General features: G+C 74.1%; 17 protein-coding genes. 5 read left to right on the forward strand and 12 right to left on the reverse strand.

The features are described from left to right. Positions 1-302: hypothetical protein (locus AB0H37_RS31865; RefSeq protein WP_360616655.1), on the forward strand; the 302-nt coding region annotated here is incomplete at its 5' end. Between the two features lie 43 nt (positions 303-345). Here the strand turns inward: AB0H37_RS31865 and AB0H37_RS31870 are convergent. The 4 genes from AB0H37_RS31870 to AB0H37_RS31885 all read right to left on the reverse strand — a co-directional run bounded on the left by AB0H37_RS31870 (position 346) and on the right by AB0H37_RS31885 (position 3,085). Continuing rightward, positions 346-570: a helix-turn-helix transcriptional regulator gene (locus AB0H37_RS31870; RefSeq protein WP_179832632.1), complete on the reverse strand. Its 225-nt coding sequence runs from the start codon at positions 568-570 to the stop codon at positions 346-348. After that, positions 570-1,175 (reverse strand): DUF2975 domain-containing protein, encoded by a 606-nt coding sequence (locus tag AB0H37_RS31875; RefSeq protein WP_360616656.1) that lies wholly within the window; start codon positions 1,173-1,175, stop codon positions 570-572. Before AB0H37_RS31875 ends, AB0H37_RS31870 begins: the two co-directional genes overlap by 1 nt. 120 nt (positions 1,176-1,295) lie before the next feature. After that, positions 1,296-1,862, reverse strand: a complete 567-nt coding sequence (locus tag AB0H37_RS31880) for a hypothetical protein (RefSeq protein ID WP_360616657.1) — start codon at positions 1,860-1,862, stop codon at positions 1,296-1,298. After that, positions 1,859-3,085 carry a protein kinase gene (locus tag AB0H37_RS31885; protein WP_360616658.1) on the reverse strand — a complete coding sequence of 409 codons (1,227 nt, stop codon included), beginning with the start codon at positions 3,083-3,085 and terminating at the stop codon, positions 1,859-1,861. The genes AB0H37_RS31880 and AB0H37_RS31885 overlap by 4 nt, the downstream gene beginning before the upstream one ends. A 272-nt stretch (positions 3,086-3,357) precedes the next feature. Between AB0H37_RS31885 and AB0H37_RS31890 the strand changes: the two genes are divergently transcribed. Continuing rightward, positions 3,358-4,167, forward strand: a complete 810-nt coding sequence (locus AB0H37_RS31890) for a DUF6338 family protein (protein WP_360616659.1) — start codon at positions 3,358-3,360, stop codon at positions 4,165-4,167. Positions 4,168-4,170: 3 nt separating this feature from the next. On the opposite strand, the gene AB0H37_RS31895 is transcribed toward AB0H37_RS31890, so the two are convergent. Then, the gene (locus AB0H37_RS31895) at positions 4,171-7,743 is read right to left on the reverse strand and encodes an indolepyruvate ferredoxin oxidoreductase family protein (RefSeq protein ID WP_360616660.1); all 3,573 of its coding nucleotides are present in this window, start codon (positions 7,741-7,743) and stop codon (positions 4,171-4,173) included. A 34-nt stretch (positions 7,744-7,777) separates the two neighbouring features. On the opposite strand from AB0H37_RS31895, the gene AB0H37_RS31900 reads away from it, so the two are divergent. Further along, positions 7,778-8,278 carry an Lrp/AsnC family transcriptional regulator gene (locus AB0H37_RS31900; protein ID WP_179844046.1) on the forward strand — a complete coding sequence of 167 codons (501 nt, stop codon included), beginning with the start codon at positions 7,778-7,780 and terminating at the stop codon, positions 8,276-8,278. A gap of 142 nt (positions 8,279-8,420) precedes the next feature. Here AB0H37_RS31900 and AB0H37_RS31905 read toward each other — a convergent pair whose 3' ends face one another. From AB0H37_RS31905 to AB0H37_RS31915, 3 genes are read right to left on the reverse strand one after another with little or no spacing between them, the layout of a single operon-like run. Further along, the gene (locus tag AB0H37_RS31905; protein WP_360616661.1) at positions 8,421-9,653 is read right to left on the reverse strand and encodes a GAF domain-containing SpoIIE family protein phosphatase; all 1,233 of its coding nucleotides are present in this window, start codon (positions 9,651-9,653) and stop codon (positions 8,421-8,423) included. Positions 9,654-9,669: 16 nt separating this feature from the next. Beyond that, entirely contained in the window at positions 9,670-10,764 is a 1,095-nt protein-coding gene (locus tag AB0H37_RS31910; protein WP_360616699.1) for an acetate/propionate family kinase, read from the reverse strand. Beyond that, positions 10,764-13,124, reverse strand: coding sequence for a phosphoketolase family protein (locus tag AB0H37_RS31915; RefSeq protein ID WP_360616662.1), 2,361 nt, complete (start codon positions 13,122-13,124; stop codon positions 10,764-10,766). The genes AB0H37_RS31910 and AB0H37_RS31915 overlap by 1 nt, the downstream gene beginning before the upstream one ends. A 494-nt stretch (positions 13,125-13,618) precedes the next feature. On the opposite strand from AB0H37_RS31915, the gene AB0H37_RS31920 reads away from it, so the two are divergent. Further along, entirely contained in the window at positions 13,619-14,950 is a 1,332-nt protein-coding gene (locus AB0H37_RS31920; protein ID WP_360616663.1) for an amidase, read from the forward strand. A gap of 15 nt (positions 14,951-14,965) precedes the next feature. Here AB0H37_RS31920 and AB0H37_RS31925 read toward each other — a convergent pair whose 3' ends face one another. From AB0H37_RS31925 to AB0H37_RS31935, 3 genes are all read right to left on the reverse strand, one after another. Next, complete coding sequence (locus AB0H37_RS31925; RefSeq protein ID WP_329095026.1) at positions 14,966-17,698, reverse strand: AAA family ATPase; 2,733 nt, start codon at positions 17,696-17,698, stop codon at positions 14,966-14,968. Between the two features lie 98 nt (positions 17,699-17,796). After that, a complete protein-coding gene (locus tag AB0H37_RS31930) occupies positions 17,797-18,702 on the reverse strand; it encodes a serine hydrolase (protein WP_179832642.1) in 906 nt (301 codons plus the stop codon). Beyond that, positions 18,699-19,673, reverse strand: a complete 975-nt coding sequence (locus tag AB0H37_RS31935) for a LysR family transcriptional regulator (RefSeq protein ID WP_329095024.1) — start codon at positions 19,671-19,673, stop codon at positions 18,699-18,701. The genes AB0H37_RS31930 and AB0H37_RS31935 overlap by 4 nt, the downstream gene beginning before the upstream one ends. Before the next feature lie 154 nt (positions 19,674-19,827). Here AB0H37_RS31935 and AB0H37_RS31940 point away from each other — a divergent pair, with 154 nt between their 5' ends. Continuing rightward, complete coding sequence (locus tag AB0H37_RS31940; protein ID WP_360616664.1) at positions 19,828-21,477, forward strand: penicillin-binding transpeptidase domain-containing protein; 1,650 nt, start codon at positions 19,828-19,830, stop codon at positions 21,475-21,477. 79 nt (positions 21,478-21,556) lie between these two features. Here the strand turns inward: AB0H37_RS31940 and bla are convergent, their stop codons facing one another. Then, positions 21,557-22,510 (reverse strand): class A beta-lactamase, encoded by a 954-nt coding sequence (gene bla / locus AB0H37_RS31945; RefSeq protein ID WP_360616665.1) that lies wholly within the window; start codon positions 22,508-22,510, stop codon positions 21,557-21,559. Between the last annotated feature and the right edge of the window lie 31 nt (positions 22,511-22,541).

Raw genomic sequence — 22,541 nt, forward strand, 5'->3', positions numbered from 1 at the left:
GGCGGCTCACTCGGCGATCAGGTTCTCGCGGGCTCGAACCTGGCTTCGCTCGCAATCGCGTTGGTCTGGCTTGTTGGTGGTTGCTGTGGTGGCTGGGGTCGTTGCGCCTGTTGGTTGCGCTTGTCGCCGTCAGTCTGGGTGGTCGGCGCCTGGGGGCGCCGACCGCCCAAAAACACGTGCGGTTGCTGCATCGCCTCGGTTCGGCTGGCGGCTCACTCGGCGATCAGGTTCTCGCGGGCTCGAACCTGGCTTCGCTCGCAATCGCGTTGGTCTGGCTTGTTGGTGGTTGCTGTGGTGGCTGAGGTCGTTGCGCCTGATGGTTGCGCTTGTCGGCCTCAAGGGTGCTCAGTCCTCGGTGCGGGAGAGGATGTCGCCGGGCTGGCAGCCTAGCTCGCGGCAGAGGGCGCTGAGGGTGGTGAACCGGATCGCCTTCGCGCGGCCGTTCTTCAGGATGGAGAGGTTCACGGGGGTCACGCCCACGCGCTCGGCCAGCTCGACCAGGGTGATGCCGCGGTCGGCGAGGATCGCGTCCAGGTGGACGGTGATCTGGTGGGGATCCTCGGGCGGCATCAGACCAGGCCCTCGGTGTCGGCGCGCAGGCGGGCACCGTGCGCGAACGCCCCGGCCAGCGCCGCGATCAGGACGCCCAGCAGGATGTCCGAGGCTCGCAACATGAAGCTCGCCTCGACCGCCGGGGCGAGCGGGGTGCCGCCGACCAGCGCGTCCGTCGTGACCATGTCGAGGGCGGGGACGGCGGCGCCGAGCAGCAGGACGGCGGTGGAGATCGCGAAGAGCCGCCGGACGTTCGCCGGGACGAAGACGTCTCCGGTGCGGAGGGTCGCGGCCATCCGCATCAGGATCGACAGGATCACGACGATCAGCACGGCCCGGGCGACCTCGGGGGCGGCGAGCAGCAGGCGGTCCCCCAGGCCGGGATCGTCGACCGCCAGTTCGGCGTGGTGAGTGCCGCGCAGGGCCGTCCCGCCCGAGGCGAGGTGCGGCACCTGGGAGGTGGAGCGGAGGGTGACGTCGCGGGTGTCGATCGGCGGGAAGGGGCCGGTCACGCCGAGGATCGGGAAGAGCGCCTGGAAGAGCCCGACCAGCAGCAGGCCGAGCCCGATGAGCAGCTCCAGGACATGGCTGTCGTACCGCGACCAGAGCGTCGTCGGTGTCATGGGTCGTCTCCTCGGGGGTGGCGTATCGTTTTTCGATAATAACGATAAACGATATGCCGCCGTCAAGTCCGGGCCCCGAATCGGGGTCGAGCGCCTACGGCGGCTGAGGAGAAGCGCCGGTCAGGGGAGCGCGCCGTCGAGGATCACGCGGAGCTGCTCGGCGCGGCCGCCGGTGATGGCGCCCTCCCGGGCCCGGATAACGATCTTGTGGCGGAGGGAGGCGACGTCCGCGCGGCTCCGCTCCCCGTGGCCGAGCATCCGCTCGATCACGTTGCCCAGGTCGAGACCGACGTCGTCGCGGACGTCTCCGGCGGCCACGCCCTGGTCCACGGCATCGCGCAGCCTCACCAGGACCTCGTCGACGCTCGGTTCCGTGGGCGGCGGCTCCGGCGGGGGCGGCTCGGAGGCGGTCGATCCGGGCGGCCAAGGCGTCCGCGGGCCGGACTGCTCGGGAGCGGACGTCTCGGGCGGAGGCGGAGCGGTCGGGGACGCCGCCTGGAGCGGGAGGAGGCGTCCGGCGGAGCCGTCGCGGCTGGAGAGGGTGTCGCCGATCCCGAGGACGAGGACGGTCGCCGCCACGATCGTGGCGGCGACGCCGGCCAGCGCGAGCCAGGGGAAGCGGGTGGCGGGCGGCGTGCGGGGGAGGTCCTCGCGCCGCCACGTCGCGGTGCGCCGTCCGCCCGTCATGCCTGGGCGGTCGCGAGGACGCGGTTCAGTTCGTCGGCGAGCCCGGGGGACAGGCCGCGCTCCCTCAGCCGGGTGATGATCTTGTCGTGGAGTTCGGCGATCCGGCCGCCGACGTCGACCTCGCGGTCGGCGGTGAGGTCGTTCTCCAGGTTCGTGATGACGTTGTCGAGGTCGATCGCGACGTCGGAGCGGATCTCGCCGGCGGCGTAGCCGCGGCTGACGATCGGGCGCAGCCGCCCCAGCGCGTCGGTGACGCGGGGAGCGGACGCCGGCGGCGGCGTCCGGAGCGTCGGCGCGGGGGCCGGCGGGACGGCGCTCGTCCGCGCCGGAGCCGGGACGGCGACCGGGGAGCGCGGCGCCGACAGCAGGACCGCCGCGGCGGCCGTGACCGGGATCGCCACGACCAGGGCGAGCGCGGCGAGGCGGACGTTCCCGCGGCGGGCCGGCGCGGGCGGCGGGGGCGGGGCGCTGCTCCGGGGGCCGTCGGGCCGGGCCGTGACCGGGGCGACGAAGAGGGCGCTCGGCGGCCCCTCGTCGCGGGCCAGCGAAGCGGCGACCTCGGCGGCGGACGGGGCGTCCGGGCCCATGCAGCGGGCGGCGAGCGCGGAGAGTTCTTCGGACGCCCCGGGGCCGAGGCAGGTGGCGATGACGACGCCGAGCGCACGCACGTCGGCGGCCCCGCTGTCGGCGGTCTGGATCTCGGCGGTCTCCGTACCGTCTCCCGCCGACGCGCGGATGACGCCGCCGATGCCGGTGTCGACGACCTTCACGTCGATGCCGACGTCGCCGTGGACGAGCACGACCCTGTCCGGCGTGAGATCGCCGTGCGTCACGCCCGCGGCGTGCGCGGCCTCCAGGGCACCCGCGATCTGGGCACAGACGGCGGCCGCCTCGGGTGCGGCGAGCGGTCCGCGCCGCAGCCGGTCGGTGAGGGGCTCGCCGACCAGGAACTCGGTCACGACGAAGGACGCGAGCCGCCCGGACGCGTCGCGGGTCTGGTCGCTGTCGAAGATCGTCTCCAGTGCGGGGTGGGAAAGCGCGGCGGCGCGGTTCACGCCCCGCCGGAACCCCCGCTGCGAACCGGTGACCGCGGGCGTCAGGACCTTCACCGCGACGGGACGGCCCAGCAGCTCGTCCCAGGCGCGCCAGACCTCCATCGTCCCGCCGTCGTCGAGGCGTTCCACGAGGCGGTAGCGCTCCGTCAGCCGCAGTCCCGTTTCCACTGGACGTCACCCTCGTCGCACTCCGGTGCCGGGCGCGGTCCCCGGCTCGTCAGGAGGTACGCGCCGCCGGCCCCGGCGGGTTCGACCCGCCCGCCCCGCGACGGCGGAGCCGGTGCGCGGAGAAGACCTTTCCGGCGGTCCCGGAAAGGAACGGCAATTGGACCGGGAGTCAGTTGTCTTCATATTGAGATTCCCTGGTCCAACTGACAGGATCTGGGGCCCATGACCCGCGATGCAGGGCAGGGGCGACCTTGACCGAGAGCTCCATTGTCGTGCCTGTCGTACTACTGGCCTTGGCGGCGGTTCCGGGCCTGCATTTCGATCTGGTGCGAGGCCGCCGGGAACGGGCCCGGCCGGGGGACGCGCTGCCGCGGTTCTCCCGCGTGGTGGTCGCCGGCACGATGGTCACGACGGTGACATCGATCCTGCTGGGCGTGCTGGGGCAGGCCGCGGTACCGAGCCCGCTTCACCTCCTGGACGAGGGCGGCGCCCCGGTCCCGCCCCTCGCCGTGGCGTGGGCGGTGTGCTGTTTCCTCGCGCTTTCCCTCACCCTCTCATCGCTGGCCGCGGCAGTTCTGGCGCGGCTGGAGAATCGTCCCGGGCCGTTTCCCGTCGAGGCACGTCCGGCGGCCGGGGCGAACGCCGATTACGGGGACCGCGACGTCGAACTCGAAATCACCCTGAACAGCGGCGAGACCTTTCGCGGACTCCTCGGAGAGGAGTCGGCGGCGCGCGGGCACGAGCTGCCCTTCATCACCCTGTGCGGCCCCATCTTCCGGCTCGACGGGCACGGCGGGCCGCTGCCGCTGGACGCGCTGCACTGGGACCGGATGGTCGTGCCGACGCGGGCGGTCAACAGCGTGCTGGTGCGGCCGGTCGAGGAGCGGCCGCTGCCGCCGGCGGCGCTGCGCGGCGTCCCGTCCCGGCACTCCGCGCCGCGCCTGCACCCGTCCGACCAGCTCAAGATCTTCGTCGAGCAGTGCTACGCGGCCCGGCTCGCGCCGGGCCCGCTGGCCAAGCTGCTCGCGCTGGAGCTGGTGGTGATCGCGCTGGCCGGGGCGGTGGCCGGCGCGATCACCTGAGCGTCACACCCGGCTCGGCGACAGCTCGGCCCGCCACGCGGCGAGCAGCTCGCGCAGGCTCTCCTCGTACCGGGCGACGTTCGCGGTCTTGACGTCCTCGTAACCGCGGATCATGTCCGGCAGCTCGGCGATCCGCACGGCGGCGTCGTGCCGGCCGTCCCCGGCGGCGCCCGCGTCCAGTCCGGCCACCAGCTCGTTCACCACCGCGACGTACCCGGTCACGAGGCGCCGCTCGGCGCGCCGCTGCGCGGTGGCGCCGAACGGGTCGAGCGGGGTGCCGCGCAGCCGCCGCATCGCGCGCAGCGCGCGGAACGCCGGGCGGGCCGTCCGGCCGAGGGCGATCTTCCGGTCCACCCCGACCGCCCGCAGCAGGGGCGGGTGCAGCATGTACGCGATCGTGGAGCCGGGCCCGAACTGCTCCTCGACGCGCCGGGCGAGCTCCGGGTCGAGGTGCAGGCGGGCCACCTCGTACTCGTCCTTGTAGGCCATCAGCTTGTACAGGTTGCGCGCCACGGCGACCGCGAGGCGCCGCCCGCCCGCTCCCGCCGCGTCCTCGGCCCCGGCGACGCGCAGGACCGCGTCCAGGTACCGCTTGGCGAGCGCCAGGTTCTGGTACGCGGCGAGGTCGGGCACGCGGATCCGCAGCACGCGGGCCAGCTCGCCGTCCACGCCGGACGCGTCGACGAGGTCCATCGCGGCCGACGCCGTCGAGTCCAGCGGGCGCGGCGCGACCTGCGCGGCCGGCGCGGCGGCGTCGCCCCGGCCCTCGGGGTCGAGCACGAGGCGGCGCCCGGCGCGGAACGCCTGGACGTTGGCGTCCACCTGCACGCCGTTCAGCGTGAGGGCCTCCTCGATCGCCTTCGCCGACAGCGGCAGCAGCCCCGCCTGGTAGGCGGCGCCGACCACCACGAAGTTGGCCGTCGTCGTGGCGCCGAACCAGCGCTCGGCGAGCGCGAGGGCGTCGAGCGCGACCAGCCGCTCCGCCCGGGTGCGCTCGGCGATCCGCTTGACCAGCGACGCGCTCGGCGGCAGCGACACCGAGGTGTCCACGATCATCTGCCCCGTCGGCACCTCGCTGGTCGACACGACCGCGGCGGTCCGGTCCGGCGCGCAGCGGCGCAGGTTGGCCTCCGTCGTCCCGGCCAGCGAGTCGAACACGAGGTAGGCGTCGGCGCCGCCCGCGCCGACCATGCCCGGCCGGTCCCGGTCGGCGGTCCCGATGCGCAGGTGCGACACGACCGCGCCGGCCTTCTGGCTCAGCCCGGTCTGGTCGAGCGCGCGGGCGTGGCGGCCGTCGATGAGGGCCGCCGTGGCGAGCACCTGGTTGACCGTGACGACGCCGGTGCCGCCGATGCCGACGAGCAGCACGTCCGCCGACTCGGGCCGCGCCCCGGGCTCCTCCAGCTCGCCGATCGGCGGCAGGGTCCGCGCCGCCTTGGGCTTCTTCCCGGGCAGGACGGTGACGAACGAGGGGCAGTCGCCGTCCACGCACGAGTAGTCCTTGTTGCAGGACGTCTGGTTGATCTGCGTCTTGCGGCCGAACTCGGTCTCGACCGGCTCCACGCTGAGGCAGTTCGACTTGGTGCCGCAGTCGCCGCACCCCTCGCAGACGGCCTCGTTGATCAGGACGCGGGTCTGCGGGTCGGGGACGAGGCCGCGCTTGCGCTTGCGCCGCGTCTCGGCCGCGCACGCCTGGTCGTACAGCAGCACGGTCACGCCCGGGATCGCGCGCAGCTCCCGCTGGACGGCGTCGAGGTCGTCGCGGTGCCGGACCCGGACGCCGGGCGCCCAGTCCGTCCCGCGCGGGTAGCGGGACGGGTCGTCCGCCACCACCACGATCTTCGCGACGCCCTCGGCGTGCAGCATCCGGGTGATCGCCGCCGGGTCGGAGCCGCCGTCGGCGTCCTGCCCGCCGGTCATCGCCACGGCCGCGTTGTAGAGGATCTTGAAGGTGATGCTGGTGCCGGCGGCGACGGCCTGCCGGACCGCGAGGCTGCCGGAGTGGAAGAACGTCCCGTCGCCGAGGTTCTGGAACATGTGCCCGGTGTCCGAGAACGGCTCCGCGCCCACCCACATCGCGCCCTCGCCGCCCATCTGCGTGGTGCCGATGCCGCGGTCGGTGAACACGGTCATGACGTGGCAGCCGATGCCGCTCGCCGCGACCGACCCGTCCGGGACGACCGTCGACCGGTTGTGGGGGCAGCCCGAGCAGAAGTACGGGGTGCGCGCCGGGGCGAGCAGGTTGATCTGCGGCGTGCGGGGCTTCAGCACCGCGTCGCGCAGGTCCACGTGCTCCTCTCCGACGCGGTCGGCGAGGAGCCCGGCGAGGGCCTTCACGAGCCGGTCGGCGTCCAGGCCCCCGTCGGGCGGGACGAGACCGGCGCCGTCCGGGCCGTTCTTGCCGTACACGGCGGGACGCTCCGCCAGGTCGTACAGGACGTCGCGGATCTGCGTCTCGACGAACGCCCGCTTCTCCTCCACGACGACGATCTCGCGCAGTCCCCGCGCGAACTCCCGGATCCGGTCCGCGTCCAGCGGGTAGATCATGGCGAGGCGCAGCAGCCGGACGCCCCGGCGGGCCAGGGCCTCGTCGTCCAGCCCCAAGCGGTCGAGGGCCTCGCGCAGCTCCACGTAGGTGCGGCCCGCGGCGACCAGCCCGACGACCGCGTCGCCGGCGGCGCCCTCGATCCGGTCGAGGCCGTTGGCGGCGGCGTAGGCCGTCGCGGCCTGCAGGCGGCCCTGGAGGACCTCGGTCTCAAGGGCCGTCGTGCCCTTGAGGTCGACGCCCGGCCTGCGCGTGGGCTTCCACGGCCGTCCCCGCCACGCGAACTCCGGGTACACCGGGTCGGGCACCGGCTCGACGTCCACGATCTCGTGGGAGTCGGCGACGTCCGTCACGAGCTTGAACCCGGTCCACGCCCCGCTGAACCGGGACATCTCGAAGCCGTGCCGCCCGAGGCGCAGCAGGTCGCCCACCGACCCGGGGACCAGCACCGGCATGAACGCCTCCGCGAGCGCGCCCTCCGTCGCCGACGGCAGCGTGGAGGACTTCGCGGCCGGGTCGTCGCCCACCACGGCGAGCACCCCGCCGCGCTCCGACGTGCCGAGCCAGTTCGCGTGCTTGAACGCGTCCAGCGACCGGTCCACCCCGGGCGCCTTGCCGTACCAGAGCCCGAACACGCCCTCGAACCGGGGACCCGGCAGGTGCTCGACGAGCTGCGACCCGTACACGGCCGTCGCCGCCAGCTCCTCGTTCACGCCCGGCACGAACCGGATGTCGTGGCCCTCCAGCAGCTTCGCCTCCCGCACCAGCTGCTGGTCGAGGCCGCCGAGCGGGGACCCGCGGTATCCGGACACGAACCCGGCGGTCCGCCATCCCCGCCGGGCGTCCGCGCGCCGCTGCTCCAGCAGCAGCCGGACGAGGGCGTGCACCCCGCCGATCGCGATCCGGCCGCGCTCCAGTGCGAGCCGGTCGCGAAGGGGGGAGGAGGAAACGGTGGTGCTCATGCTTGCATTGAGCCGCCTACGCTGAGCGGAGTGCAAGATGGCTGGACGATAATTGAGCGGATTGCTCAAGTCAGAACCGAGTTACCCGCCGGAGCTGAGCGTTGTGACCCGTACCACTCTCCTCGATCTGCAGATCCTGCGCCGCCTCGTCGAGCAGCCCCGCATCGGCGTCACGGAACTGGCCGCCAAGCTCGGCATCGCCCGCAACACCGCGCACGCCCGGGTGGAGCGCCTCGAACGCGAGGGCGTCATCGGCCACCGCGGCCGCGAGGTCGACCTCGGTGCCATCGGCTTCGAGCTGACGGCCTTCGTCACCCTGGAGGTCGCCCAGGGCCGGCTGCGCGAGGCCGCCGTCGCGCTCTCCGCGATCCCGCGCGTCCTGGAGGTGCTCGGGATCACCGGTCAGGGAGACCTCCTCGTCCGCGCCGTCGCCCCCAACGGCAAGCAGCTCCACGAGGTCATCGACTCGATCCTGGCCTGCCCCGGCGTCCGCCGCAGCACCACCTCGATCGTCCTGACCCACCAGGTCCCGTTCCGCGTGGGTCCCCTCCTGGAGGACGAGGAGAAGCGCGCCCGCGCCGCGTCCCGCAAACCGGCCGACTGACGCCCGCTCCACGGTCCTCCGCTCGGTGCCCCCCGGATCCGTCCGAGAAGATGCCCGCGGTCGCGTAGACGATGCGTCCCGGCCTCCCGGACGGGGGGCAGGGGACATGCCGTAGTTTCGGCAGGCGCGGGCCGATGCCTTGTCAGCCGTCCCGGCGTTCCGGGGGGACGCGGCGGGCGATCAGGAGCGCGACGTCGTCCGGGGCCGCCTGGCGGCCGATCAGCGCCGACATCACCGCCGCGCCGACCGCCTCGGGTGGCCCGGCGTAGGCCGCCTCGCACAGCCGGGCGACTCCGGCCAGGATCGACTCGTCCCGCCGCTCGATCAGCCCGTCGGTGTAGAAGCACAGCAGGGCGCCGGGCGGGAGGGTGAGGGTCAGGGTCCGGCGGGGGACCCCCTCGCCCAGGCCGATCAGGACGTCGAACTTCATGTCCACGGGCTCGGCCGGGCCTTCCGGCAGCGCGAGGACCGGGGGAGGGTGCCCGGCCGACGACAGCCGGACCCGGCCCGTGGCGGTGTCGACGACCGCGTACAGGACGGTCGCCGTCGCCTCGGGTTCGAAGTGCAGCATCTTCCGGTTGAGCTTGCGCAGCACCACGGCCGGGTCGTCGTTGTCCAGCGCGTAGGCGCGCAGCGCGCTGCGCATCCGGCCCATGACGACGGCCGCCGGGAGCCCGTTGCCCGCCACGTCGCCGATGACGATGCCGACCTCGCCCGAGGGGAGCGTGAACACGTCGTACCAGTCCCCGCCGACGATCGCCTTGCCGGGGCGGTAGCGGGCGGCCAGTTCGAGCCCGGAGACCTCCGGGGGCGCGGCCGGGATGAGGCTGCGCTGCAGTTCGAGCGCGCCGGCGCGTTCGGCGCGGCTGACCAGGGACTGCACCGCCAGCGCGGCGCGGGAGGCCGCGAGCTGGAGGAACCCGGTCTCCTCGGGGGTGAACCGGCGGTGGGCGAGCGTCCCCACGTGCATGACTCCGACCAGCGTCCCGCCGCCGACGAGCGGGACGCCGAGCAGCGAGTGCAGGCCCCGCTCGACGAGCAGCGGGTTGAACACGCCGGCGCTGGGCACGTCCGGCACGTAGACCGGCCTCCGCTCGGCGGCGACGCGCCCGGCGAACCCCTCGCCCAGGGGGACGTGGGCGGCCTGGGCGACCTCCTCCTCGATGCCCTTCGCCGCCGTCGCGACGAGGAGCCGCTCCTCCCGGTCCAGGAGCAGGACCACGGCGGTGTCGACCCTCAGGACGGCGCGGACGCGGTCGAGGAGGGTGTCGAGCAGTTCGTCCATGTCCATGTTGGCGAACGCCTCGTCGGTGATCGCCTGGATGTTCGCCAGCCTGCGGATCGCACCCTCCGAAGCGCCCGCCGTGTTCTCCACGTTCACACCTTATGTACTACCCGGTCGCGCCGGGCGGACCATCTCCGCGCAGGCACCTCCGGACCCCGGTGGCGATCTCCAGATCCTCGCGGGCCGCCACCACGAGCGCGCGGACGGCGGCGCCGGCGGCGGTGACGTCGGTGTCGCCGTCCGCGGCGGCGTTGCGGTCCGGGTCGACGGAGGTCCCGAGGTAGGCGAGGTCCTCGGCCAGCCGCAGGCGGACCGCCGCATCGTGCTCGCCGATCCCGCCGGTGAAGACGAGGACGTCGAGCCCGCCGAGCGAGGCCGTCATCGCGGCGGCGCAGGCGCGCAGGCGGTGATGGTAGACGTCCAGGGCGGCGAGGGCGGTCGCGTCGTGCCGGGCCGCCCGCTCGCGGACCCGGCGCATGTCGCCGGTGCCGGTCAGGCCGCGCAGCCCGGAGTCGCGTTCGAGCGCGTCGCCCACCTCCGCGGGGGCGAGGCCGTGTTCGATCAGCCAGAGCGGGATGCCGGGGTCGACGCTTCCCGCCCGCGACGCCATGACCAGCCCTTCGAGGGGCGTGAACCCCATGGTGGTGTCGACCGACCGGCCCTCGGCCACGGCGCACAGGGAGGCGCCGGCGCCGAGGTGGCACACCACCATCCGCAGCGCGGCCGGGTCGGCGCCGATCATCTCGCCGGCGCGCCGCACGGCGTAGGAGAACGACAGGCCGTGGAAGCCGTAGCGGCGCAGGCCGAACCGCTCGCACCACTCCCGGGGCAGCGCGTAGGTCGCGGCGGCGGCAGGGAGGGCGGCGTGGAAGGCGGTGTCGAAGCACGCCACGGCCGGGACGTCCGGCAGGACGCCGGTGATCTCGGCCAGGGCGTGCAGGGAGGCGGGCTGGTGCAGCGGCGCGAGGTCGGCGAGCGCGCGGAGCCGCGCGGTGACCTTCTCATCGACGCGCACCGGCGCGGTGAAGTCCGTACCGCCGTGGACGAACCGGACGCCGACGGCGTCCGGCCGGGGCAGGTCCGCGACCAGCCCGGCCATCTCGTGGCCGCCGGCGGAGTCCTCGGCGAGGACCGTGTCGTCGGCGTCGAGCAGGCTCACCTTCAGGCTGCTCGACCCGGGGTTGACCGTCAGGACCCGCATCAGTAGGGCCACGTCCAGTCGCGGACCTCGGGGGCGTCCTCGCCGTGCTCGCGCGTGTAGGAGCGCAGGAAGAGGCGCTGGTCGGCCATCCGCTGCCGGAGGTGGGCGACGCGGGCGCCGAGGGAGGGGACGCGGTCGATGACGTCCATGACGAGGTGGAACCGGTCGAGGTCGTTCAGCATGACCATGTCGAACGGCGTGGTCGTCGTCCCCTCCTCCTTGTAGCCGCGGACGTGCAGGTTGCCGTGTCCCGCGCGCCGGTAGGTGAGGCGGTGGATGAGGTACGGGTAGCCGTGGAAGGCGAAGATGACGGGCTTGTCGGTGGTGAACAGCGTGTCGTACTCGCGGTCCGACAGGCCGTGGGGGTGCTCGCCGGACGGCTGGAGCCGCATCAGGTCGACGACGTTGACGACGCGGACGCGCAGTTCGGGGAACAGCTGCCGGAGCAGGTCGACGGCCGCGAGCGTCTCCAGCGTCGGGATGTCGCCCGCGCAGGCGAGCACCACGTCGGGGTCGGCGCCGCCGTCGGTGGAGGCCCACTCCCAGACGCCGATGCCGCGGGTGCAGTGGGCGATCGCGGCGTCCATCGGCAGCCAGTTCAGCGCGGGCTGCTTCCCGGCCACGATCACGTTGACGTAGTCGCGGGAGCGCAGGCAGTGGTCGCCGACCGACAGCAGCGTGTTCGCGTCCGGCGGCAGGTACACGCGGACGATCTCCGGCTTCTTGTTCAGCACGACGTCGAGGAAGCCGGGGTCCTGGTGGGTGAAGCCGTTGTGGTCCTGCCGCCACACGTGCGACGACAGCAGGTAGTTCAGCGACGCGATCGGCCGCCGCCACGGCAGGCCGCGGGTGACCTTCAGCCACTTCGCGTGCTGGTTGAACATGGCGTCGACGATGTGCACGAACGCCTCGTAGCTGTTGAACAGCCCGTGCCGCCCGGTGAGCAGGTAGCCCTCCAGCCAGCCCTGGCACAGGTGCTCGCTCAGCACCTCCATCACCTGGCCGGACCGGGCCTGGTGCTCGTCGGTCGGCAGCAGCTCGCCCTGGAAGACGCGGTCGGTGACCTGGAAGACGTCCCCGAGCCGGTTGGACGCCGTCTCGTCCGCGCCCATGATCCGGAAGTTGGACGGGTTGGCCTGGACGACGTCGCGCAGGAACGTCCCGAGCCTCCGGGTGGGCTCGGTCGTGGTGGTGCCGGGCTTGTCGACCTCCACGGCGTAGTCCCGGAAGTCGGGCAGCGCCAGCGGCTTCAGCAGCAGCCCGCCGTTGGCGTGCGGGTTCGCGCTCATCCGCCGGTCGCCCGCCGGCGCGAGCGCCCGGAGCCCGGCCACCGGCCGGCCCGCCTCGTCGAACAGCTCCTCCGGGCGGTAGGAGCGCAGCCACTCCTGCAGTTGCGCGCGGTGCTCGGCGTCCTCGCGCACTCCGGCGAGCGGCACCTGGTGGGACCGCCAGGTGTTCTCGACCGGCAGCCCGTCCACCTCCTTCGGGCCCGTCCAGCCCTTGGGGGACCGCAGGACGATCATGGGCCAGCGGCGCCGCTGCGACGCCTGCCCCTCGCGTGCGCCGCGCTGGATGTCGGCGATCTCGTCGAGGGCCTGGTCGAGGGCGGCGGCCATCTTGCGGTGCATGGAGGCGGGCTCGTCCCCGCTCACCAGGAACGGCCGGTAGCCGTACCCGTCCAGGAGCTGGACGAGCTCCTCCTCGGGGATGCGGGCCAGCACCGTCGGGTTCGCGATCTTGTAGCCGTTGAGGTGCAGGACGGGCAGGACGGCGCCGTCCCGCACCGGGTCGAGGAACTTGGTGGAATGCCAGCTCGCCGCGAGGGGGCCCGTCTCGGCCTCGCCGTCCCCGACGATGCACGCGACCACGAGGCCGGGGTTGTCGAAGGCCGCCCCGAACGCGTGGGCGAGGGAGTAGCCCAGCTCGCCGCCCTCGTGGATGGAGCCGGGCGTCTCCGGCGCGACGTGGCTCGGGATGCCGCCGGGGAAGGAGAACTGCCGGAACAGCCGCCGCATGCCCGCCTCGTCCTGCGACACCTCCGGATACACCTCGCTGTAGGTGCCTTCGAGCCAGGCGTTCGCGACCGCCGCGGGACCGCCGTGCCCCGGGCCCATGACGTAGATCATGTCGAGGTCGCGCGCCCTGATCACGCGGTTGAGGTGGGCGTAGCAGAAGTTCAGGCCCGGCGTGGTGCCCCAGTGCCCGAGCAGCCGCGGCTTGAGGTCCCGCCGTTCGAGCGGCTCGCGGAGCAGCGGGTTGTCCAGGAGGTAGATCTGCCCCACGGACAGGTAGTTGGCGGCTCTCCAGTACGCGTTGATCTGCTGTACTTCGTCATCGCTCAGGGTGCCCGACTGGGTCATGCGCGTCCTCCCGGGTGTTCTCGACCGCCCTGAGGACATCCCGTCCCCACGGACGGGGTTCTCAACCGTCACCGAGAGCCCATCAGCCCTGGGCCCGCGGGCCCAGGGGCGAACGTCCCGGGAAGGCCGCGGCGACAACGAGGCCACGGCGCTCGGCCGTGACCTCGTCCCCCACCTCGGTGTGACCGTCGCCGGTTACAGGGGCGGTATGCCGGGCGCGACGGCGCGCGGCCTCCGCCCCGCCCCCCAGCGAACCGGCGGGAGCGTCACCTCCGGGTGCTGGAAGCCTGCCGCCTACCCGGGCGTAGGTTCGCGGTTCCGGGAGCGCGGTCGACGAGCGGCGGGCAATCTGCGGCCAGTGGTCGACCATGAGCGACGCTTGGATGACAAAGCGCGACATCATGCACGACGACCGGGACGGCGGGCGGGCGGAAGGGGCCGCGGAGGTCTGAGATGCTACGCAGATCGGCACAGGTAAGAGGCAAGGAGGCGGAATGGGCGGGTTCTTCACCGGACGGACGCTGACCGGCATCGGGCGCGACCTGCGCGCGGGCCGGGAGTCGGCGCGGGGCCTGGTCGCGCGGGTCTTGGAGTCGGTCGACAAGGACCTGAACGCCTTCGTGACCCTGGACGCCGAGGGCGCCGAGACCGCCGCCCGGTGGGCCGACGAGGAGCTGGCGTCCGGTGTCGACCGTGGCCCGCTGCACGGCGTCCCGGTCGCGGTGAAGGACATCGTCGACGTCGCCGGGCTGCCCACCGGCATGGGGTCCGGCCACTTCGCCGGGTACGTCGCCGAGGCCGACGCGGCCTGCGTGACGATGCTGAGGGACGCCGGCGCCGTGATCGTCGGCAAGACCGGGACGCAGGAGTTCGCGTTCGGCGGCAGCGGCGACGTGTCGGTGAACGGGGCGGTCCGCAACCCCCACGACCGGGAGCGGATGTCCGGCGGGTCCAGCAGCGGCAGCGCCGTCGCGGTCGCCGCGGGCATGGTCCCGCTCGCCATCGGCACCGACACGGGCGGATCGGTGCGCATCCCGTCCGCGTTCTGCGGGATCGCCGGGTTCAAGCCGCCGCACGGCGTCATCCCGACCGACGGAGTGTTCCCCCTGTCGCGCTCGCTCGACCACGTGGGCGTCCTCGCCGCCACCGCGGAGGACTGCCGCCTCGCCTATCACGCGCTGACCGGGCCGGCGGAGGCCGTCCCCTCCCTCCTGGACGGCTCGTCCGGCGGAGGCGACCGGGCCGGAGCCACGCCGTACGGGCGCGTCGCCTGGATCGAGCCGCCGGCGTGCGACCCCGAGGTGGAGCGGCGCGTCCGCGCCCTGTTCCCGGACGCGCCGTCCGAGCGGATCGACTTCGCCGGGCTCCGGCAGGTGTTCCTGGCGATCGAGTACAGCGAGGCGTACGACGTGCACGCCGAGCGGGTCGCCGAGGCGCCCGGCCGGTACCAGCCGGCGACCCTCGCCCGCCTGGAGGGCGCGGGACGGATGCCGGGCTGGCGGCTCGTCCGGGCGCTGCGCGAGCGGGACCGGTACGCCGAGGAGATCGCCGGGCTGCTGGACCGCTACGACCTGCTGGCCATGCCCACCATGCCGATCCCCGCGCCCCGGATCGGCGCGACCGAGGTCGGGCTCGGCCCGCTCACCGCGCTCCTGGTCAGCCTCACCTCGCCGTGGAACGTGCTGGGACTGCCCGCCCTGTCCGTTCCCGCCGGAACCGTCCCGGCGGACGGCGGCGGCGGCGAGCTGCCGGTCGGGGCGCAACTCGTCACCCGCCGCGGCGCGGAGAGCCTCCTGTTCACCGCCGCCGAGCATCTCGCCCGCTGACCGGTCTCCGCCCGGCTAGAGGTAGAGGCCGAAGAACTCCTCGGGGTGGTCCAGGAGCGGGGGAAGGTCGTCGGCGGTCAGCGTGACCAGTTCCTCCCTGGTGGGGGGCGCCTGGTCGCCGCCCTTGTCCTTGCCCGCGCCCTTCCTGACCGCCGGGTCGCTCGTGAGGGCGACGGCGGCGGAGGCGACGCGGTCGGCCTGGTTCGCGACGGCCACGTCCAGCATGTTGCGCATCAGGCGGCCGTTGCCGAAGGACGGGCCGCGGGGCGCGCGGCGCAGCATCGAGCGCAGGACGTCCTCGGTGCCGGGGGCCAGCTCGAAGCCGTCGGCGGCGGCGAGCTGGCCGAACACCGTGATCAGCTCGTCGTCGGCGTAGTCGGGGAAGTGGATCTGCTTGGGGAACCGGGAGTCCAGGCCGGGGTTGGCGGCGAGGAACTCGGCCATCTCCTGCTGGTAGCCGGCGACGACCACGACGAGGTCGTCGCGGTGGTCCTCCATCAGCTTGACCAGCTCGGCGATCGCCTCGTGCCCGTAGTCGCCCTTCAGCGGCGACTGCGTCAGCGTGTACGCCTCGTCGATGAACAGGACGCCGCCGACCGCGCGCTCCACCAGGCGGCGGGTGCGGGGCGCGGTCTGCCCGATGTACTCGCCGACGAGGTGGGCGCGGGACGCCTCCACCAGGTGCCCGGACGACAGGACGCCGAGCCGCTTGTAGATGCGGCCGAGCAGCCGGGCCACCATCGTCTTGCCGGTGCCCGGATTGCCGGTGAACACCATGTGCCGGGTCGGCGGGGTGATCCGCAGGCCCGACTCGCTGCGCAGCCGCGCCGCGTGCGTGCCCGCGACGAGCAGCGCGATCTCGTGCTTGACGGTCTCCAGGCCGGTGAGCTCGCGCAGCTCGGCCAGCGGGTTCCCGGCGGCCTGCGCGGTGTCGAGCGCGGCCGGGACGTCCTGCTTGCGGACGACCAGCCCGCCGCCCTCCGCGTCGGCGTCGAGCCGGGCCCGCGCGGCGGCGACGACCTGGTCGGCGAGATGCGGCGCGAGGCGCGCGTTGCGGAGCGTCTGCGTCGGCGGGGTCGCGGCCAGCAGCGCGCCCGCCGCCTCGATCGCCGGGCGGGTGCCGCGGGCGCCGCGGGCGTCCAGCGCGCGGCGGAACAGCTCGGCGTGGCCCGCCGCCGTGAACGGCCGGGTGCGGGCGATCCGGAACCGCTGCGGCAGGACGGGGTTGATCTCGCGGATCCGCTCCTCGCCGCCGGCGTCGCACAGCGCCACCAGGTTCAGGTCGGGGTGGACGGCGAGGAGCCGGTGCAGCTCGGCGGCCAGGGCCTCGCCGTTGCCGGGGTCGGCGACGATCCCGTCCAGGCCCTCGATGATCAGCAGCCGGTCGCCGGCGCAGTCGCGGGCGTCGGCGTGCAGCTTGGCGACGGCGTCCGACAGGCGCTGCCCGGCGTACAGGTTGTCGGTGACCCAGTGCGGATCGCGGCCGAGCGCCAGCGCCTTGCCGAGCTCCTGCGCCGCGTCGCGCTTGCCGGTGCCGTCCGGCCCGCTGATCAGCAGCCGGACGGACGCGCTGCCGCGGGTCAGCTCGGCCAGCGCCGCGGTCACCTCCGGCTGCTCGACCAGCGAGGTGGCGATCTCCGGCCGGCCGGCCGCGGTCGTCGCGGACCCGGCGGCGGCGGGCACGCTCTTCAACGTCTCGGTGAGCGGGTTCACGACGCGGCGGCGCGGTGCGTACAGGCGGCGCAGGTCGGTCTGGAACTGGCCGACCGGGATCCACTCCGCCTTCGGGAACCACGGGTCGCCCGGCAGGCCCTGCACGATCGCGATGAACCGCATCGCCATGTCGAGCCAGCCGCGGCACGCGTCGGCGGCGCCCGCGACGAGCGCCCGGACGAGCCAGGCCCGCGTCCGCTCCTGCCAGGCGCCCGCCTTGAACCCGCGGCGCTCCGCGGTGAACCGCTGGAGCAGCTCGCCGTACCGGTCCTCGCCGAGCGCGACCGCGAGTTCGGCCGGGACCTGTTCCATGCTGCCCTGAAGCAGCAGCTGGACCAGGTGGACCTCGACCGTCTCCTCGCGCGGCGCCGCCTCCATCAGGTGCTCGTAGGACGCGAGCAGGCCCGCGCAGACCCACTCCAGGTAGCCGACAGGGCCGAGCAGTTCGGGGACCGCCGCGACGATGTCGTCTCCGGCGTGCGCGTGCCAGTGCTCCCGCAGTTCCGTCTTGGGCAGGTTCACGTCGCAGACCGGCGGGTCGTCGTAGAGGCGCAGCAGCGCCTTGCGGCGCTCCTCCATCGGCTCGATGCCCTCCAGCACGGACAGGCAGTCGCGGGCCAGTTCGATCGCCAGCGCCCGGTCGGGCGCCTCGATGAGCCAGTCCACCGGGGGCCGCCACCGCCCGCCCGGCGCGTCCCAGCGGGTCATCCGGGTGCTGAGCGGCCCGGGGTTGACCAGGTGCCGGTGCAGCAGCCGCTCGGGGAGCTGCGACCACGAGCCCGCCTTGATCGCGCCGCCGCCCGGCAGGAACGCCAGCATGCCGAAGATCTCCGCGGTGACGAGCGACGCGGGCAGCGTCAGCAGCTTGTGCTCGTCGGTGGTCAGCTCCACGGCCCGCGGGTCGGCCGCGAGCCCGTCGATCCGCGCCGAGATCTCCTCGAACAGCCCGTCCGGGACGCGCCACGGGCCGTGCGAGTAGACGTCGAGCACCGGCTCGTCGGTGAGCAGTAGCTCAAGATGCTCCGGCAGCCGCAACGAACACTCCCCAAGAACGTCCAAAACAGGGGTACAGCTTATGTTTTCCGAGCGAGTGCTGGGGCGCCCGAGTCCCCCTCGACGGCCGCGCCGCACACTCAGGGGCGGCGGAGGGACTCCACGGCGATCCGGGCGGCGGAGCCGATCACCGCGTCGGCCTCGGGGAGGACGGCCACGGGCAGCATCGACCTGGTGAAGACCGCCACCGCGTAGCGGGCGCCGTCGGGGTACTCGACCGCGCCCACCTCGTTCCGCAGGGTCGGCAGGGTGCCGGTCTTGCCGCTGACGACGACGTCGTCGTAGGGGAACCCGGACGACAGGCGGTGCGGCCAGACCTGGAGGCCGAACAGGCGGCGCATCGCCGCCGACCCGGCGGGCGGGGCGGCCTCGTCCCGCCAGATCATCGACAGCAGCCGGGTCATGTCGCGCGGCGTGCTGCGGCTCGTGCGGAGCGGGTCGAGGGCGCGCAGCCGGCCCTGGAGGCCCGGCTCGTCCAGCCGCGCCCAGACCTCGGCGACGCTGTCCGCCCCGGCGTCGGCGAGCAGGGACTCGTGCAGGTCGCGGCCGTTGCCCTCGATGACGGTGTGGCGGAGCCCGAGGTCGGCGGCCGTCGCGTTGACCGCGTCCAGGCCGACCCGGTCCATGACGACGTCGGCGGCGGCGTTGTCGCTGACGGTGATCATCAGGCAGGTGAGGTCGCGCAGCGACATGCGGACCTCGTCCAGCAGCGCCGACACCCCGGTCGGCCCGGCGGTGCGGTCGTCCGGGCGCAGCGTGACCTGCTCGGCCGGGTCCAGCACGCCCGCGGCGGCCTGCCGGTGGAACGCGACGAGCAGCGGCACCTTGAACACCGACGCGAGCACCACCGGCTCGTCGGCGCCGACCGCGACGTCCCGGCCGGTGTCGATGTCCACGACGTGCAGGAACCCCGTCACGCCCGCGGACCGGAACGCCGCCTCGATCCGCTCCGCCGCACCCGCCCTCCTGACGGGCACCTCGCTCATGCCAGGAACCCGGAGGACGGGCGCGGGACGACCCGGCGGGCGGGGGCCCGGTCCAGCGGGGTCATGCCGGCCTCGCCGCGCAGCACCGCGGTCGCGACGGCGGTGAAGTCGGCGATGGCGCGGGCGTGCTCGGGGTCGCGGGCCCGCCGCCAGGCGCACGACGTCCGCCAGGCGAGCGGCTCGCCCGCCAGCGGCCGCCACACCGCCCCGGCGGTGTCGTCGGTGCGCGGGACGAGCGCCACGGCCGTCCCCGCGAGGACGAGCCCCAGCGCGAACCCCGGATGCCGCGCCTCGTGGACGGCAGCGGGCGCGTACCCGTGCCGGCGGCAGGCCGCGAGCACCTCGTCGTGGGCGCCGGGCGCCTCCGCGCGAGGCGGGACGACGACGTCGCGGGTGCCGAGGTCGGCCAGATGCACCTCCGGTGACCCGGCGCCCGGCTGCGCGGCGAGGTCGCCGCCCGGCAGCAGCACGCCGAGCGGCTGCGCCAGCATCGGGCCGAGTTCCAGCCCGCGGGCGTCACACGGGTGCCGCACCACCCCGGCGTCCAGCGCGCCCTCGGCGAGCGCGCGGATCTGCTGGTCGGTGCCCGTCTCGCGCAGGTCGAGCCGCAGGTCCGGGCGGCGCTCCCGGAACGCGGCGATCAGCGCGGCGACGACCCGGCCGCCGAGGTCGCTCGGCAGGCCGGCGCGCACCGTCCCGACCTCGCCCAGCCGGGCCCGCTCGGCGACGGAGTAGATGCGGTCCACGCGGGTGAGGATGTCACGCGCCTCCTCCAGCAGCAGGCCGCCCGGGGCGGTGAGCCGCACCCGCCGGCTGCTCCGGTCGAACAACCGCACGCCGAGCTCCTTCTCCAGCCGCTGGATACGCTGGCTCAGCGGCGGCTGCGCCATGCCGAGACGCTCGGCCGCGTGGCCGAAGTGGAGTTCTTCGGCGACGACGACGAAGCACCGCAGATGCCCGACGAGGTCCACGACCAGCGATGATACCAAAACGGATATTCATCTGGACCGATATCAATCTTGGACTTTTCGGGCGGTGCCTGGTGTCCTTGTGCCCCCATCGGTCATCCGCGCTCTCGGCGGATCGCCCGGCCGGTGGGCCGACAGGGGGAGAAGGAGTTCGACGATGCACCGATCCCGTGTGCTCGCCGTCGCCGCGGTCGTGGTGGCGGTCGTGATCGTGGGGGCGGGGGCGGTGTGGTTCCTGCGCGACGGTGACGATCCCGGGGACGCCGCGAAGCGCTACCTCGCGGCCTGGAGCGGCGGCGACCTCGCCGCGATGAAGGCGCTGACCGACGCTCCGCCCGCCGACTTCGAGACGCGGTTCAAGCAGATGCGGGACGACCTCGGCGTCGTCGGGCAGCGCTACACGGTGGCCTCCGTGGGGCGACCCAAGGGCGACGAGGTCGGTGGGGCCTACAGCGCCGAGGTGACGCTGGCAGGGGACCGGATGTGGAAGTACAACGGGTCGCTTCCGATGGTCAAGAAGGACGGTGACTGGCTCGTCCGCTGGTCGCCGCAGGTCATGTACCCCGAGCTCAAGGAGGGGCAGCGGCTCCGCGCGTCGCGCGCCTGGCCGGACCGCGCCGCCGTCCTCGCGGCGGACGGCAGCGACCTCGCGTCCTCCCCGTCCGGATCCGCCCGGCAGCTCGCCGGACAGGTCGGCCCGGTGTCCGCCGAGGCGGCGGGCAAGCTCGGCGCCCCGTACCGCAAGGGCGATCCGGCCGGCGCGGACGGCCTCCAGCAGCAGTACGAGCGCCGCCTCTCCGGCAAGCCCGCGCTCGCCGTGCAGATCGTGGACGCCGAGGGCGTCCCGGTGAAGACGCTCCAGCGGTTCGGCGGCGCCGAGGGCAAGCCGCTGAAGACGACCATCGACCCGAAGACGCAGGCCGCCGCCGGGCAGGCGGTCGCCGGGGCGAGCAAGCCGGCGTCCATGGTGGCGCTGCGTCCCTCCACCGGCGAGATCCTCGCCGTGGCGAACCAGCCCGGCGGTTACAACCGCGCGCTGATGGGCCGGTACCCGCCCGGCTCGACGTTCAAGGTCGTCACGGCCGCCGCGCTGGTCGCGGGCGGGATGTCCCCGGCGACGAAGGTCGCCTGCCCGGCGACCACCGCGGTCGACGGCCGGTCGTTCCACAACTACCAGCACGAGGACTTCGGGACGGTCCCGCTCCGCGAGGCGTTCGCGCACTCCTGCAACACCACGTTCGCGCGCCTCGCCGTGGACAAGCTCGGCGAGAAGCGGCTCGCCCAGGTCGCCTCCCAGTTCGGGTTCAACGCCCCGATCATCGCGGGGCTGCCCGCCGTCCGCGCCGCGTTCCCCGCCAACAAGGACGACACCGCCTTCGCCGCCGCGTCCTTCGGGCAGGGCCAGGTGCTGACCAGCCCGCTCAACATGGCGAGCGTCGCCGCCGCCGCGGCCGACGGCACCTGGCGCTCGCCCCGCCTGGTCGAGGCGTCCCTCGCCGCGCAGGCCGCCGACGCCGGAGGCCGCAAGCCCGAGCCGCCGAAGCGGCTGGAGTCCGCCGTCGAGAACGCCCTGCACGCCCTCATGCCGGCCGTCGTCAGCGAGGGCACCGCGTCCGGCGTCGACTTCCCGTCCGGCACGGCGGGCAAGACCGGCACCGCCGAGTTCGGCGAGGGCGACGACCCGCCGACCCACGCCTGGTTCATCGGCTACCGCAAGGACGTCGCCTTCGCCGTGATCGTCGAGGGCGGCGGCACCGGTGCCGAGGCCGCCGCCCCCATCGCCGCGAAGTTCCTCAGGGCGCTCTGAGCCCCGGCGCCCGCCTGGACGCGCGTCGCCCCTGGTACCGGACGTCCGGTACCAGGGGCGGTCGTCACGCCGCGGTCGCTCAGCGGAGCGCACCGGCGAGGACGCGGGCGGTCTGGGCGACGGCCTTGTCGTCGGCCTCGTCGTCGGCGCCGAACCGGTTCGTGGTGATCACGATGACCAGCGGGGCACCGGACGGCGGCCAGGCGATCGCGATGTCGTTGGCGGTGCCGTAGACGCCGCCCGTGCCGGTCTTGTCGCCGACCGTCCAGTTCCCGGGGAGCCCGGCGCGGATGCGCTTGTCCCCGGTGATGGTCGCCTTCATCCAGTCGACGAGCTGCCTGCGGTCGGCCGGGACGAGCGCGCCGCCCGCGGTGAGGGCCCGCAGGTCGCCCGCCCACGGGCGCGGCGCGGTGGTGTCGCGCAGCTCGCCCTGCTTCCAGTCGTTGAGGGCGGTCTCCCAGCGGTCGCTGCGGCTCACCCCGTCGCCGAGCGAGCGGAAGAAGGCGGTGAGGCCGGCGGGCCCGCCGATCTGCTTCAGCACCAGGTTCCCGGCGGTGTTGTCGCTCCGGGTGATGGCGGCGTGGCACAGGGCGGCGACGGTCATGCCGGTGTCCACGTGCTTCTCGGTGACGGGGGAGAAGTCGACCAGGTCGTCCTTCGTGTAGTGGATCACCCTGTCGAGCAGGCCGGGGTCGGAGCGCCGGGCCTTGCGCAGCACGGCACCGCACGCCATCGCCTTGAACGTGGAGGCGAACGCGAAGCGCTCGTCCGGCCGGTGGGAGACGGTGCGCCCGGTTCCGGTGTCGATCGCGAAGGCGCCGATGCGCGCGTGGTGGGTCGCCTCGAGGCGGCCGATCTGCTTGGTGACCTTCGCCTGCGCGGGATCGACGGCGATCGTGGACGTGGCACCGCGCGGCGCCGCGCTCCGCACGTCCGGGTCCGCGCCGGAACCGCAGCCGGCCAGGCCGGCGACCGTCGTCAGGGCGAGAGCGGCGGCGCCGAGCCGCCGGTCGCGTGTGCTGTGGGTCGTCATGCGGGAGAGCAGACCAGAGCCGGGAAGGTCA

It is taken from the genome of Actinomadura sp. NPDC023710, from assembly GCF_040639875.1.
Taxonomy (GTDB): Bacteria; Actinomycetota; Actinomycetes; order Streptosporangiales; family Streptosporangiaceae; genus Spirillospora; species Spirillospora citrea.

Excerpts from the sequence above, each read along its gene's own strand:
- AB0H37_RS31870 (WP_179832632.1), bottom strand. The coding sequence starts at position 570 with ATGCCGCCCGAGGATCCCCACCAGATCACCGTCCACCTGGACGCGATC.
- AB0H37_RS31875 (WP_360616656.1), bottom strand. The coding sequence starts at position 1,175 with ATGACACCGACGACGCTCTGGTCGCGGTACGACAGCCATGTCCTGGAG.
- AB0H37_RS31880 (WP_360616657.1), bottom strand. The coding sequence starts at position 1,862 with ATGACGGGCGGACGGCGCACCGCGACGTGGCGGCGCGAGGACCTCCCC.
- AB0H37_RS31910 (WP_360616699.1), bottom strand. The coding sequence starts at position 10,764 with ATGCGGGTCCTGACGGTCAACCCCGGGTCGAGCAGCCTGAAGGTGAGC.
- AB0H37_RS31915 (WP_360616662.1), bottom strand. The coding sequence starts at position 13,124 with ATGACCCAGTCGGGCACCCTGAGCGATGACGAAGTACAGCAGATCAAC.
- AB0H37_RS31920 (WP_360616663.1), top strand. The coding sequence starts at position 13,619 with ATGGGCGGGTTCTTCACCGGACGGACGCTGACCGGCATCGGGCGCGAC.
- AB0H37_RS31930 (WP_179832642.1), bottom strand. The coding sequence starts at position 18,702 with ATGAGCGAGGTGCCCGTCAGGAGGGCGGGTGCGGCGGAGCGGATCGAG.
- AB0H37_RS31940 (WP_360616664.1), top strand. The coding sequence starts at position 19,828 with ATGCACCGATCCCGTGTGCTCGCCGTCGCCGCGGTCGTGGTGGCGGTC.
- bla (WP_360616665.1), bottom strand. The coding sequence starts at position 22,510 with ATGACGACCCACAGCACACGCGACCGGCGGCTCGGCGCCGCCGCTCTC.